This is a genomic window from Halomonas sp. AOP7-B1-5 (assembly GCF_052353045.1).
In the GTDB taxonomy this organism is placed as follows: Bacteria; Pseudomonadota; Gammaproteobacteria; order Pseudomonadales; family Halomonadaceae; genus Vreelandella; species Vreelandella colorata.
The window spans coordinates 25,786-39,159 of record NZ_JBQTDC010000031.1 but is presented as its reverse complement, the minus strand read 5'-3'; the positions used below and the strand labels follow the sequence as shown (position 1 = coordinate 39,159).

General features: G+C 54.9%; 9 protein-coding genes. 2 read left to right on the top strand and 7 right to left on the bottom strand.

Translation table 11 applies throughout. The features are described from left to right. Window positions 1–36 precede the first annotated feature (36 nt). From ACT3XD_RS14640 to pdxB, 3 genes are all read right to left on the bottom strand, one after another. The gene (locus tag ACT3XD_RS14640; protein WP_192538938.1) at window positions 37–981 is read right to left on the bottom strand and encodes a diguanylate cyclase; all 945 of its coding nucleotides are present in this window, start codon (window positions 979–981) and stop codon (window positions 37–39) included. Next, window positions 974–2,089, bottom strand: a complete 1,116-nt coding sequence (locus ACT3XD_RS14635; RefSeq protein WP_225736240.1) for a cobalamin-independent methionine synthase II family protein — start codon at window positions 2,087–2,089, stop codon at window positions 974–976. The genes ACT3XD_RS14640 and ACT3XD_RS14635 overlap by 8 nt, the downstream gene beginning before the upstream one ends. A gap of 171 nt (window positions 2,090–2,260) precedes the next feature. Next, the gene (gene pdxB / locus ACT3XD_RS14630) at window positions 2,261–3,406 is read right to left on the bottom strand and encodes a 4-phosphoerythronate dehydrogenase PdxB (protein WP_192538939.1); all 1,146 of its coding nucleotides are present in this window, start codon (window positions 3,404–3,406) and stop codon (window positions 2,261–2,263) included. A 260-nt stretch (window positions 3,407–3,666) separates the two neighbouring features. Here pdxB and ACT3XD_RS14625 point away from each other — a divergent pair, with 260 nt between their 5' ends. Continuing rightward, window positions 3,667–3,948, top strand: a complete 282-nt coding sequence (locus ACT3XD_RS14625) for a hypothetical protein (RefSeq protein ID WP_018916661.1) — start codon at window positions 3,667–3,669, stop codon at window positions 3,946–3,948. Between the two features lie 60 nt (window positions 3,949–4,008). On the opposite strand, the gene ACT3XD_RS14620 is transcribed toward ACT3XD_RS14625, so the two are convergent. Both ACT3XD_RS14620 and rlmKL read right to left on the bottom strand, forming a co-directional pair. Further along, a complete protein-coding gene (locus tag ACT3XD_RS14620) occupies window positions 4,009–4,341 on the bottom strand; it encodes a glutaredoxin family protein (RefSeq protein ID WP_192538940.1) in 333 nt (110 codons plus the stop codon). Between the two features lie 19 nt (window positions 4,342–4,360). Next, a complete protein-coding gene (gene rlmKL / locus ACT3XD_RS14615; RefSeq protein WP_192538967.1) occupies window positions 4,361–6,565 on the bottom strand; it encodes a bifunctional 23S rRNA (guanine(2069)-N(7))-methyltransferase RlmK/23S rRNA (guanine(2445)-N(2))-methyltransferase RlmL in 2,205 nt (734 codons plus the stop codon). Window positions 6,566–6,908: 343 nt separating this feature from the next. Here rlmKL and rmf point away from each other — a divergent pair, with 343 nt between their 5' ends. After that, on the top strand, window positions 6,909–7,118 hold the full coding sequence (gene rmf, locus ACT3XD_RS14610) for a ribosome modulation factor (protein ID WP_192538941.1): 210 nt from the start codon (window positions 6,909–6,911) through the stop codon (window positions 7,116–7,118). A 107-nt stretch (window positions 7,119–7,225) separates the two neighbouring features. On the opposite strand, the gene ACT3XD_RS14605 is transcribed toward rmf, so the two are convergent. Both ACT3XD_RS14605 and ACT3XD_RS14600 read right to left on the bottom strand, forming a co-directional pair. Further along, a complete protein-coding gene (locus ACT3XD_RS14605; protein ID WP_192538942.1) occupies window positions 7,226–8,239 on the bottom strand; it encodes a quinone-dependent dihydroorotate dehydrogenase in 1,014 nt (337 codons plus the stop codon). Between the two features lie 200 nt (window positions 8,240–8,439). Then, entirely contained in the window at window positions 8,440–13,263 is a 4,824-nt protein-coding gene (locus tag ACT3XD_RS14600) for an NAD-glutamate dehydrogenase (protein ID WP_192538943.1), read from the bottom strand. Window positions 13,264–13,374 lie beyond the last annotated feature (111 nt).

Genomic DNA, 13,374 nt, shown 5'->3' with positions numbered 1-13,374 from the left:
TTTTGATGTACTTTTCCGTACACAAGCCCGATACGGCTAACCCATGGATGTGCAAAGCGCCGAGCGTACACACCCCCTTCCGGCTGCCTTGGCATCGTAAAGTAATTGATCAGCAGCTCTTATCAGCACCGACGAATCATCGCCCATAATGCACTGCGCCGTGGAAACGCCCAGACTAATGGTCACAATGGATGCGGCCTCTGATTTTCCATGCGGAATAGCCAGCGCTCTAATGGCCTTCTCAAGTTCTGCGGCTTTATGAGCAGCATCGCGCAGGTCGGTTTCTGGCAATAAACAGGTAAACTCTTCGCCACCATAGCGTGCCACAAGATCTCTTGGACGGTGCAAATTGGCCCTTAGCGTCGAGGCAATGATTTTTAGACATACATCTCCACTTAGATGTCCGTAAAAATCGTTATAGCGTTTAAAAAAATCGATATCGATGAAAATGGTCGAAAGGGGTAGTCGGCTTTTTTTACAACGCTGCCATTCAATATCAAGCAATTCATCGAAGTAGCGTCGGTTGGCGATGCCTGTCAGGCCGTCTGTGAGCGCAAGCTCATGCAGGCGATGGGTTTCCTGTTCACGGCGTTTAAGTACCGCGGCTGAAATTTGCAACGCGGCTGAGCGCAGCAGTTCAGCGCTTTCATCAAGCATGGAAGGGTGAAGCTGAGGCGTGGCCTGAGTGCTTTGAGCAATACGAAAAACATAGCCATTGGCACCCAGGTGTTGCTCGACCGCGATAGAGCGCCGGTTATTGATATATTCAAAAACAGGCGGTGGGGTGCCGCCTGATGCCCAGGAAAGATCCAGCGCTCGCTCTGGTAGCAGGCACATAGCGTAAATATCCCGTGCGCTGATGCCCTGGCTCAAGATGGATGCGGCATCCGCAAACTCTTCGCCGAACCCCGCGCTCCAGTCGACCAGGCGCTCGCTTGCATCGAAAATGGCTACGCTTTGGGTGAAGGGCGCTTTATCCATGCAGCACGCCATTTTGCGATGCCAGTTGCTCTACTGCCATCGCTGTCCCCTCCACGCGTGCTTTAATTTTTGCAAAAGCGGTTGCCCGAGATGTAGAGATGTCATCACAGAACGGTGAAAATCCGCAATCATCGGTGGTGCCTAGCTGCTCCAAGGGTATGTAGCGTGCCGCCTGCATTATGCGAGCGCAAACCTCTTCAGGTGTTTCAATATCGGGGTTATTGACATCAATAACCCCGATAAACGCGCGCTGCCATGGTTTCAGATAGCGGGCGACGATTTTTAATCCACGTTCAGGGTCTGCTTCCGCGGCCATGGCAATATAGAAACTGCCGGCATTGAGTTCAAAGAGGCTGGGAAGAAGTTCAGCGTAATCCACATCGGCGCTATGCGTGGCGTCATGGTCGGCGCCAGGACAAGTATGGATGCCAATGGACTGGCGCTCGGCATCGGTGAGCCGCGCCAGAACCCGGTTATTCAGCTCGATAAAGCTGTTGAGTACACTGCCGCTTGGATCGAGCTTAAGAGCCAACCGCCCCTCCGTAAAATCGATCTGCACCTTTTGTGCACCGGCGGCGAAGCAGCCGCGTATCTCTTTTTCCTGCTCGTCAATCAAGTCGTCCAAAAAAGCTTCACGGCTATAGCCAGCAATGGCCTCTGAAGGATAAAACAAGCTTAGTGCCGACACAGAAATAATGGCTTGCTTCATGGGCAGCTGAGTATACTGCTTAGCCATCGGCAGGGTTTCTGCTGCGGATAAAGCGTAGCGAAAAGGCCCTGCAGTCAAGCGCGGCAATCGGCGTACATGACCATCACTGAAAGGTATTTCGAGGCCATCAGGAGCAAAGTTTTTACCGCCTTCCACTGAATAGGTAGCAAAGCTATGCGTCTTGCGTTGCTCACCATCAGTAATAATGCGAGACCCTGTATTTTCCAGCTCGCGTATCGTCTGTTGAACGGCTTCATCATAAAAAGCGTTCATGGCCGCCGCATCAATTTGTCCTGCATCGTACTGACGCTGTGCCTGCATCAACGTTTCAGAGCGCGGTATGCTGCCGATGGCCTCTGTCGGTAAATCTATCGGTAAACCAGTCGGTAAATTAGTCATTTAATGTCCCATGCCCGGTTGTACTAAATTTAGTTATTTATTGATATAAGTTACTTTTACCACTCCTCAGCCGCGCTTTCATCTGAAATCGTTTATCGCCAATCAGTCATATACCGTATCGAGCGACGCTGCTCTCAGCGCCGGGCAACAATACTTGTATGCATACAGACGTCACATTGTGAGTATATTAAAACCTGCTCCACGCAGTATGCTTTCAAGGGCTAACGCGCCACCAGATAGCGTTATGCCAAGCGTTGCAAACTCGCGGCGCAGCGGGTAGTTCGCCCGGCAGGTATCAAAACCCTGCCTAACACCCTGCTTGAGTACCTGACGCTGCAGGCTATCGTGATCCCGGCGTACATCGTATACCGCGCGCATGCACACACGCAGGGCATCCTCAACGGGTAGCGCATCCTGCAAATGCAGCGACGCCAAGGCTGGCGGCGGGCAAATATCGGCAAACGCCACCTGACTGGCAAGGCCAAGATGGCTGGCGAGCGACTGCTGAATCATCCAGGTGCCGCGCAGTTTGCCATCCAGGCTATGCCCGGCAATATGCGGAGTCGCGAGCGCTACCAGGTCACGCAAACTCGCATCGATTTCAGGCTCGCTCTCCCATACATCCAAAACGACGGCAATATCACCTTTACCCGTTAAGCGGCTGCGCAGTGCCAGCCCATCGACACAGTCGCCCCGCCCTGCATTCAACAATACGGTGCCGGGGGCCAGCTCGTTGATCCGCTGAGCATCAAGCAGCTGATAGGTGGCATGCGGCCCCTGCGCTACCAGCGGCGTGTGCAGGCAAAGAATATCGCAGCGGTCAATCAGCGTATCCAACGACTCAAAGCCCTGCTCGCCTTCCTGCTCCGCTCTGGGCGGATCACAGGCCAGCGTTTTAATCCCCAACGCCGTTAGCCGCGCCAACAAACGGCTGCCCACATTGCCCACGCCGACAACGCCGACGGTGCGCGTCAGAAGCGACCAGCCATCGCGCTCAGCAAGCGTTAGCAGGCTGCTTAGCACGTAGTCCACCACGGCTTCGGCATTGCAGCCAGGGGCGCTTGCAAAGCCAATGCCCTGTTCGGCAAGTACGGCATGGTCGATGTGGTCAGTGCCAATCGTACAGGTGCCGACAAAGCGTACCGGGCTCTCGGCAAGCAGCGCGGCATTTACCTGGGTGATGGAGCGAACGATCAGCGCATCGGCGTCTTTGACGTGCTCAGCGTTTATCTCACGCCCCGGCACGCGGGTCAGTGAGCCAAAATCACCAAAGCAGCGCTCGGCGGCGGGTATGTTGGCATCTACAATCAGCTTCACAGCGGTATCCTTATAAGCCCCAGGACAAACAGATCTATTTCAGTCAGGCCTATTTACAGTCAGACCCAGGCTATTTATCGCCAGACATGGTCGTTTGCGATAACGAGCTTTACAATACCGCCCGCCACACCGAATTGGGAAATGGTATTTGGGAACAGCATTTGGGAACGGCATTTAGGAACGGTATTTGAGAATCGTATTTGGGACAGGGAGTGCCTCATGGGCAGGCCAGCGTTAAGAACAATCAATGGAGTAAGCTTGTGATCGTTAGGTGGGAAACCGACCATGACTATGTGCTGGTTCATATTCATCAAGACATGTTTGGCGACTGGATCTTCAGTCGTGCCTGGGGGCAAATCGGCACCCAGTTTGGCGGTTTAAAGCACCAACTGGCCGACACCCTTGAGCAGGCTCAGATGTGGCTGGAAGATGAGACGACGATTCAAAAGTCGCGCGGTTTTCATAAGGTGCTGGACGTTGATGACCACACCCCGGAAGGCCAGGAAGCCATGCGTCAGCTTTCGCTGCTGGATCTGCTCTAAGCACTATTTTTTAAGCCAGGTTTAAGCACGCCTGCGTAAACCCAGCGGGCTGAGTACTCACTAACCCAGAAAACGCCGCCCGTTATGCAGGCGCATGCCTTTTGGCGGCGAATCTTCAGGCGCCATCAACGACGCGAGCGCGTGCTCATCAAGCCAGCCGCGCTCGCCTAGCCAATCGCTCATACGCGCCACTTCAAATCCACGTGTCAGCTCCCTGCCCTGGCTATCCACCACCACCGGAATAAGCTCACCGTAGCGCTCAAGCAAGGCCGCATGCTCGCTGATCTCCACGCGCTTAAGCGCTACCGGTTGATTGGCAAGCGCTGACAGCAAGGCTTCCACCTGGGTGCACAGATGGCAACCCAGGGTGGTGTACAGCGTAAGTGAAATCACTGCCGCAAGCCTTTACGTTCTAGCGGCGGTGACGCAGCAGGAACACGTGGTGCATGTTGGTGCGCCGCTGAAAGTCTGGATCAAAGGTGCGCGAGGTGATCTCTTCTACCGCGTAGTGCTGGCTAAGCGCGTCATCAAGCTTGAAGCGACGCTGGTTGTTCGAGAACACCAATGTGCCACCTGGGGCGAGCCGGGCCATGGCCAGTTCCACCAGGCGCGGATGGTCACGCTGTATATCCAGCGTATCGCGCATTTTCTTTGAGTTGGAGAACGTCGGCGGATCCATAAAGATCAGATCAAACTCGGCGTCGGCGGTTTCCAGCCAGCGGAAACAGTCATCGCGTACCACGCGGTGAAGGCGTAGATCGAGCTTGTTCAGGGTAAAGTTATCCTTCGCCCACTCAAGGTAAGTGTTGGACATATCGACGCTGACGCTGTCGCTGGCGCCGCCCAAGGCTGCCTGAACGGTGGCCGTGGCGGTATAGCAGAACAGGTTCAAAAAGCGCTTGCCGCGGGCCATTTCGCCCAGCATACGGCGTACCGGCCGGTGATCCAGGAACAGCCCTGTATCCAGGTAATCGCGCAGGTTGACCCATAGCCGCGCATCGCCTTCACGCACTTCAAAACGCTCACCGCTGGCCTCACGCTTTTGGTACTGGGCAGTGCCGGTTTGCCGCTCACGGCGTTTGATATACACCTTGCTGGGGTCAACGCCTAACGCATCAGGCAGCACTTCCAGCGCATCAAACAGGCGCTTTTGAGCCTGAGCTGGATTGATAGAGCTAGGTGCGGCGTACTCCTGAACGTGTACGCGGTCGCCGTAGCGGTCAATCGCCAGCGCAAACTCGGGCATATCGGCATCATAGATCCGATAACAGGTTTCACCGCTCTGCTTTAGCCACTTTTTGAGGCGTTTCTGGTTTTTGCCCAGCCGGTTGGCGAACATCTGCGCGTTTTCAGACACGGCAGGCGCTGTTTTAGGCGGCGTATCAACACCCTTAACTTCCGCTTCCGCCTGAGCGCCGCTATCCGTCGCTGGCACACCAATATCCATCAGCAACAGCTTGGCATCCAGCGCGCCGTTTTTAAGCGCATACTGCTTGTGCGCCCGCAAGCCCAGCCGGTGTCCTAAGTCGGGATTGCCGGTAAACATCGCCAGTGTCCAGCCAGGAAACAGCGCTTTGGCTTTTTCACCCAGCTGGGAATACAGGCGCACAAGCTCGGGCAGCTCGCCCAACCGCTCACCGTAAGGCGGGTTAGTGATCAGAAGCCCGCGTTCTGCCGATAGCGTTTCGGGGCGAGTCAACTGAGCAAGGCCCTGCCCGTGCAGAGTGATAAGTGCCGGAATACCTGCGCGCATCGCGTTGGTTTTTGCAGCCGATAGCGCCGCCGGGCTTTGGTCAAAACCCAACAGCTGGGTTTTACACCGCTTGCGACCAATCGAGGCGCGTGCTTCAGCCTCACGCTTCTGCTCAAGCCAAAGCGTCTCATCGTGCCCGGCCCAGCCCTTGAAACCGAACCGTTCACGGTCCAGGTTCGGCGCCTGGTCGGCGGCCATCAGTGCGGCTTCAATCAGCAGCGTGCCGGCACCACACAGCGGATCGATCAACGGCTCGCCGGCTTTCGCCCGCTCGGGCCAGCCAGCACGGATCAGCAACGCTGCCGCGAGGTTTTCCTTGAGCGGCGCATGGCCGACATCACGACGATATCCCCGGCGGTGCAAGCTCTCCCCCGAAAGGTCGATGCCGATGGTCAGGTTGGCGCGATGCAGATGTGCGTAGAGACGCAAATCCGGCGTTTTGGTATCGATGGAAGGACGCTCCTGCCCGGCAAGCTGTAGCGCGTCCACCACGCCATCTTTTACCGTTTGGGCGCCAAATCGAGTATGGCGAATGTGATCACTGCGGCCATGAAAATCCACCGCCAGGGTTTTGCCAACCGCCAAGTGCTGGGTCCAGGCAATGCGGGCAACCACGTCGCGTAGTTGCTCCGGCGTTTCAATCATCGGCTCGCGAACCAGCTGCAGAATTATCCGGTTGGCAAGGCGTGACCACAGGCATACACGGTAGGCGATGGCTTGGCTGGCGGTAAAGTACACGCCGGCCACGGTGGTTTTTCCAGGCGTCGCGCCTAGCGCTGCCAGCTCATCGGCCAGCAGGCCTTCAATGCCTTTAGGGCAAGTCGCCAGCAGGTTCAGGGGGGCGTTTTGACTCGTTTCGGTCATAGTCATGGCAGCGCGTAACCGCGCGATATTCCTATATATGGCAAATGTATTTACATCTTATGACAATTTGGGGGTCGACAAGTGCCCCCATCATGATCTAAGAATAAAAGAGTAGCTACTGAAAACGCATGCGTTGCTTGTCTTGGTCATTAATAGACTAACGGGTCATTAATGGACTAAAGGCTTGTTTTGGTTGCCGCCTAGCCGGTTCAGCTCGTGAGTGCTAGACATTAGCGCACGGCTGGCAGCCTGCTCTTGAAGTCAGCTCTCGAAATAGGGGCCTAACGCCAAAGGCATAGTGCACTATTTCTTTTTAAAGGCTTTCATGAAAAGAGGTTAGCCAATGAAACGACAAAAACGTGACCGCTTCCAGCGGGCCTATGTTCACGGGTATAAAGCAGGTGTTATCGGCCGTTCCCGTGATGATTGTCCCAGTCAAGATGTCAATTTACGCGAATACTGGATGAGCGGTTGGCGTGAAGGTCGCGGAGACCAGTGGGACGGAATGACCGGCATTTCCGGTATCCACAAAAACCCCCTTGTCATGACCTAGCAATTTATATATTCCTTAATTTTCATTTTGGAACATGGAGCCCGCGTTTCAGCGGGCTTTTTAGCTCATGTTTTTTTAATGCGCATTTTTTAATTCACGCTGAAAAATTAATGCGCCTTTAACGCACGGGCACACTCATTGACCAGTTTGGGTCCTTGATAAATAAGCCCCGAGTAGAGCTGAATCAAGTCAGCGCCCGCCGCTATCTTGGCCTTCGCAGCTTCCGCGCTATCAATGCCGCCTACGCCGATAATCGGAAGCGTTGGCAAATGCTGACGTAGCAGGCGAATGACCACGTTAGACGCCTCAAAAACAGGCTTGCCAGAAAGCCCACCCGCCTCACTCGCCTGCGGGTCGCTTTGCACCGCTTCACGGGACACGGTCGTGTTGGTGGCAATCACGCCATCCAGCTCATTGCGGGCGATGCTTTCTGCCACCAGCGCAACTTCCTCTTCGCTCATATCCGGTGCAATCTTAATTAATAGCGGCACCTTGCGCTCAGCTTGCGCGTCCAGGGCCCGGCTGCGCTCACGAATTGGCCCGAGCAAGCCATCCAATTGCTCACCAAACTGCAGCGTGCGTAGCCCTGGCGTATTGGGCGAGGAAATATTCACCGTAATATAGTCGGCTACCGAGTGAACAGCGTCCAAGCAGATCAGATAGTCATCCAGGGCATTGTCCACAGCGGTGCTGAGATTTTTGCCGATATTGATCCCTACCACGCCCTGATAATGGCGCTTTTTAACCTGCGCCACTAGATGCTCAACGCCTTTGTTGTTAAACCCAAAGCGGTTGATGATAGCGTCATGGCCGGCCAAACGAAACAGGCGTGGCTTAGGGTTACCCGGCTGCGCTTTGGGCGTCACGGTGCCTACTTCGACAAACCCGAAACCTAGCGCGCCCAGCGCGTCAAGATGGTCGGCATCTTTATCAAGTCCTGCGGCTAACCCCACGCGGTTGGCAAATCGCAGTCCCATCAGTTCGACCGGATCGCCGATCGACTTACCCACCAGTGGCGCTACGCCACCCACGCGATGCAAGGCGTCTAACGTCCCTAAAGCCAATCCGTGCGAGGTTTCAGGGTCAATACGAAAGAGCAGCGAGCGTGCAAGTGAGTACATCGACTAAATCTCTTTTGAAGGTGAGCGGTGCTGAGCGGCGCCGAGTATAGCGCAAACTGCCCTTTTGGCGCACGGCACACAACAATTACCGGTGGTAAAGGCCTAAAAAAACCGTGCCTGGATTGCCCAGGCACGGTTACTTTTTTTCACAACGCTTATTTACAGCGCTTAAGCGTTTAACCTAGCTAACGCCGTGGCGCTCAGGCTTCGCTGTCGCTTTCAGCAAGGTCTACCAACTCGCGCACGGCTACCGCAAACAGCGCAAACCCACCTTCACTGCCACCGCGCACTTCTTCAAGCAAACGGCGCCAGCGGTTATGCAGGTGATCGTGCTGCTCAAGCCACTGATCCACACGCTCTTGAGTGTCACGACTGCCGGCTTCAAGTTTCAGCACGCTGGTGGTAAGCGCCAGCTGCTGACGGTCGATATCATCGCGGAAGGTTTCCCGCGCCTGTACTTGCCACGCGTCACGCACTTCAAGCTGCGTGACCTGCTGGCTCATCCAGGGTAGCTCCAGGCGGCTGCCGATTTCGTAGAACACCTCGGCTACTCGCTGGGGCTTCTCGCTGGTAATCCGCGCAGCCTGAATAATACCCAGCCCAGCATACAGGTTAGGGGCTCCCGCAACCGTTGAGGCCAGCGCTTCAGGCACACCTGCTTCCTGCAGCTCATTACGACGAAGACGCCATGCATCCAGCTCTTCACCGCTTAACAGCTCACCCATGTCTTCTTGCAACTGCGCCAAGCGAGGACCGAAATACTCGATCGTGTCTTGCGTGGAAAGCCCCAGATGCTGGCGCAGGAACCAGCGTGTCGAACGGCGAATCAAACGCATGAGATCCAGCATCATCGAGTGCTGTACTTTGCTTGGCACTTGATTATCCAGGGCTTCAATCTGTGCCCATAGAGAAAGCAAGTTAAAGCTGTCGCGGGCAATCACGTAGTTACGCGCGATATCGGCCCGGCCTGCACCAGTGGAGTCTCTTAACCGGCGGACAAACACGATGCCCATATGATCGACCAGATCATTGGCAACTTGCGTAGCCACAATCTCGCGCTTCAGGCGGTGCTCATACATTTCTGGCTGATAGCGCTCGGTCAAGACCGACGGGAACAACCGCTCAAGGTGGCGATGAATATACGTATCATCAGGCACATCAGAGGTAATCAGATCACCTTTAAGCGTGCTTTTGGCGTAGGAAATCAGCACCGAAAGTTCAGGCAAGCGCATTCCCTGCTGATTACTGGCACGCTCTTTTAATACGTCATCGGTGGGCAGGAACTCAAGTTCACGATCAATTTGGCCTGCGGCCTCCAGCTCACTAATAAAGCGGCGATACGGTCCGATACCCTGGAGAGAAAGAATCTCCGAAAGATCTAGCGCCTGCGCTTGGCGATAGTTATCCAAAATCACCAGATCGGCCACTTCATCGGTCATTTCGGCAAGCAGTTCATTACGCTGCTTCTCGGTCATATCGCCACGCTTGACCACGTCATCAATCAATATCTTAATATTGACCTCGTGGTCAGAGCAGTTTACGCCGCCCGCATTATCGATAAAGTCGGTATAAACGCGCACGCCGTTGGCGGCGGCTTCCATCCGCCCACGCTGGGTAAGGCCCAGGTTACCGCCCTCACCTACCACGCGGCAGTTGAGGTCAGCGCCGTTAATGCGCAGCGCATCGTTGGCCTTATCGCCCACGTCAGCATCGGTTTCATCCGAGCTTTTCACATAGGTGCCGATACCGCCGTTCCAGATCAAATCCACCTTGGATTGAAGCATGGCGCGAATGAGTTCATTGGGCGACAGGCGTTCTTCCTGAATACCAAACACCTGCTGCATTTCGGGGGAAATCGCAATCGATTTGGCACTGCGGCTAAAGATACCGCCGCCCTGAGAAATCAGCTCGACACTGTAGTCTTCCCAGCTGGAACGCGGCAGATTAAAGAGCCGGGTACGTTCGGCGAACGCTGCTTCGGCATCGGGGTTGGGGTCCACAAAGATATGCAGATGGTTGAAAGCCCCGACCAATTGAATCTTATCAGACAGCAGCATGCCGTTACCGAACACGTCGCCAGCCATATCGCCTACGCCTACCACGCTGAACAGATCTTGCTGGGTGTCGATACCCAGGTTCTTAAAGTGGCGCTTAACCGACTGCCAGGCACCGCGTGCGGTAATGCCCATTTTCTTATGGTCATAGCCGTTAGCGCCGCCGGAAGCAAACGCATCGCCCAGCCAGTGACCGTATTCAATAGAGATTTCATTCGCGATATCTGAGAACGTGGCGGTGCCTTTATCGGCAGCCACCACCAGATAGGCATCATCCTCATCGTGGCGCACGACATTTTCAGGTGGCACAACGTCACCACCGTCCAGATTATCAGTGACATCCAAAAGTGCACGGATAAAAATTTTATAACAGGCGATGCCTTCTTTCTGCTGGGTTTCGCGGTCAGCGTTTTCCGGCATCCGTTTACACACGAAACCGCCCTTGGCGCCGACCGGCACGATCACCGCGTTTTTAACCTGCTGAGCTTTTACCAGGCCGAGTACTTCGGTACGGAAATCTTCGTGGCGATCAGACCAGCGCAAGCCACCCCGGGCGACCTTGCCGCCACGCAGGTGAACACCTTCCACCCGCGGCGAGCAGACGAAAATTTCGAACATCGGCCGCGGCTTGGGCATTCCAGTGACCTTGGAAGGCTCTAATTTAAAGGCGATGTAGTCTTTAACACGGCCACTCTCTGCACGCTGGTAATAATTGGTACGCAGTGTTGCCTGGATAAGCTCCATAAAGCGACGTAACAGCTGGTCATCGTTAAGGCTGGCCACCGCTTCCAGGTGTTCATTAAGCCGCGCCACACACTCGTCGGTATCATGAGAGATAAGCGTGGGATCGAAGCGCAAACGGAACATTTCGACCAGTTCTTGGGTAATCGCCGGATAGTTAGCCAGTGTCGCCGCGATGTAATGTTGCGACATACCAAAGCGGATCTGCTTAAGATAGCGCGCGTAGCCACGTAGCATCGCCACTTCATGCCAATCCAACCCAGCGGCAATGATCAGCCGGTTGAAGGCGTCGTTATCGGCCTCGCCCGCCCAGATACGCTTGAAGGCTTCACTGAAGGTTTCACGCATTTCGCCCAGGCTGACATCTTTATTGCCATGTTCAAGCTCAAAGTCATGAATCCAGTAGCGCTGCTCGGGGGCATTAATTTCGTAGGGGCGCTCACCAATAACCCGTAGGCCCAGGTTTTCCATCATCGGTAGCACATCAGAAAGCGGAATCTGTGAGCCACGGTGGTACAGCTTGAGATTAACCCCACTGCCCTTCTCTTCTAACGGCCGATAAAGCGACAGTGATAGATCATCACCGTTATTGAGCGTTAGCAGATGCTGGACATCAAATACCGCCGTACGCGCGGTAAAATCTTCACGATAGCTTGCTGAAAACGCATTCTGGAACTGCTCCATTTGGTGATTGGCGCTCTCTTCCCCAAACCCTTCTACCATGGCGGCCATCAGCTCATCGCGCCAGCTACGCGCGAGGCGGGCAACCTTGCTTTCCAGGCGTTTAAGGTCGAACTGGCTTGGCGCACTGCCGTTGAAACGTAAAATCAGCTGGATACGCGCCAGCACCGACTCAGACAGGTAGGTGTTGAAATCGCCAAAGTGAGCATCAAGCTCGTCACACAGCAGGTTCTGAATACGCTGGCGCAAATCGGTTGAAAAGACATCACGCGGAACGAACACCAAGCACGAGTAAAACTTGCCGCTAACATCGGCACGGATAAACAGGCGTACCTGACGACGTTCGCGAATATCGAGAATGCCCAGCGCAGTATGTGCCAGCGACTCCGTGCTGATCTGAAATAGATCATCGCGAGGATAGACTTCAAGCACTTGTAAAAGCTGCTTACCGTTATGCCCCTGGGGATTAAATCCGGCGATATCCATCACGGCTTTAAGCTTGCGGCGCAGCAGCGGGATATTGCGCGGCGACTCGTTGTATACCGTTGAGGTAAACAGGCCGAAGAAGCGGCGTTCACCGATGACATTGCCGTCATCGTCGTAACGATCCACGGTGATGTAGTCAGGATAGGTAGGCCGATGTACCCGCGAGTGGTGGGCGCTTTTGGCAAACGAGAGCAGTTGAGGCACCAGCTCGTAGTTACCGTGCTCATCAATGCCTTCTTCAGAACGAATGCGCTCATCGTAGCGCGGCTCGTCCAGGCGGAACACGCCTAAGAGGCTGTTGGGGTCGCGCTGCAGCTCACTACCTTCAAGCAGGTATTCGTCGTATCCCAGGAAGGTGAAATTATCTTTCACCAGCCACTCTAAGAAGGCAATGGCTTCTTCGTGGTCATCGGGGTCAATCTGTGGCGGGCAGTTTTTTTCAAGCTCTTGGATCGTGGCGGTGATTTGCCCACAGATCGCGTCGTAATCGCTCACCGCCGTGCGCACATCGCGCAGTACCTGATGCAGCTGCTTTTCGATATTGGAAAGCGCTTCAGGGTCAGTATGACGATCAACTTCAATTACGATCAGTGACTCACGCGCTTCAGGCGCGTTAGCGTCGCGGGGTGAGGCCAACGCCTGCAGCTGGTTCTGTTCATTGCGGGCAACGGCAAACACGGAGTTCTGGATCGCATGCACGGTAAGACCGCGGCGATTCAGCTCAATGCGCACCGAGTCGACCAGAAACGGCATATCCTCATGCAATATCGCCACAAAGGTATGGGTCGACTGCCAGCCGTTTTCTTCAAAATCAGGATTAAACACGCGCACTTTAGGGCGTTGGGCATCGTGGTGCTGTAGAAACTGCCAAATGGATAGCGTGGCGCCGTACAGGTCATCCAGGCGACGATCGATAAGATCCTCTACCGGCACGCTTGCGTAAAATCGTCGTGCAAACGCTGATATCGCCGTTGCTCGGTCCGGTTCCAGCCGCGCTTCCAAGCGCTCAAAAAGCTGCTTCAAAAGGTCTTGCCGACTCTCTTCACTCGCAACGTAATCCATCCATCACCTCGACTGCCGGGGCCACATTTGGCCAAAAAAACGTAGGACAATAGGCCTTTAGGCCAATATAACGACTAGCTTACGCTACCCAGGGTCGCCACTCTATCCATC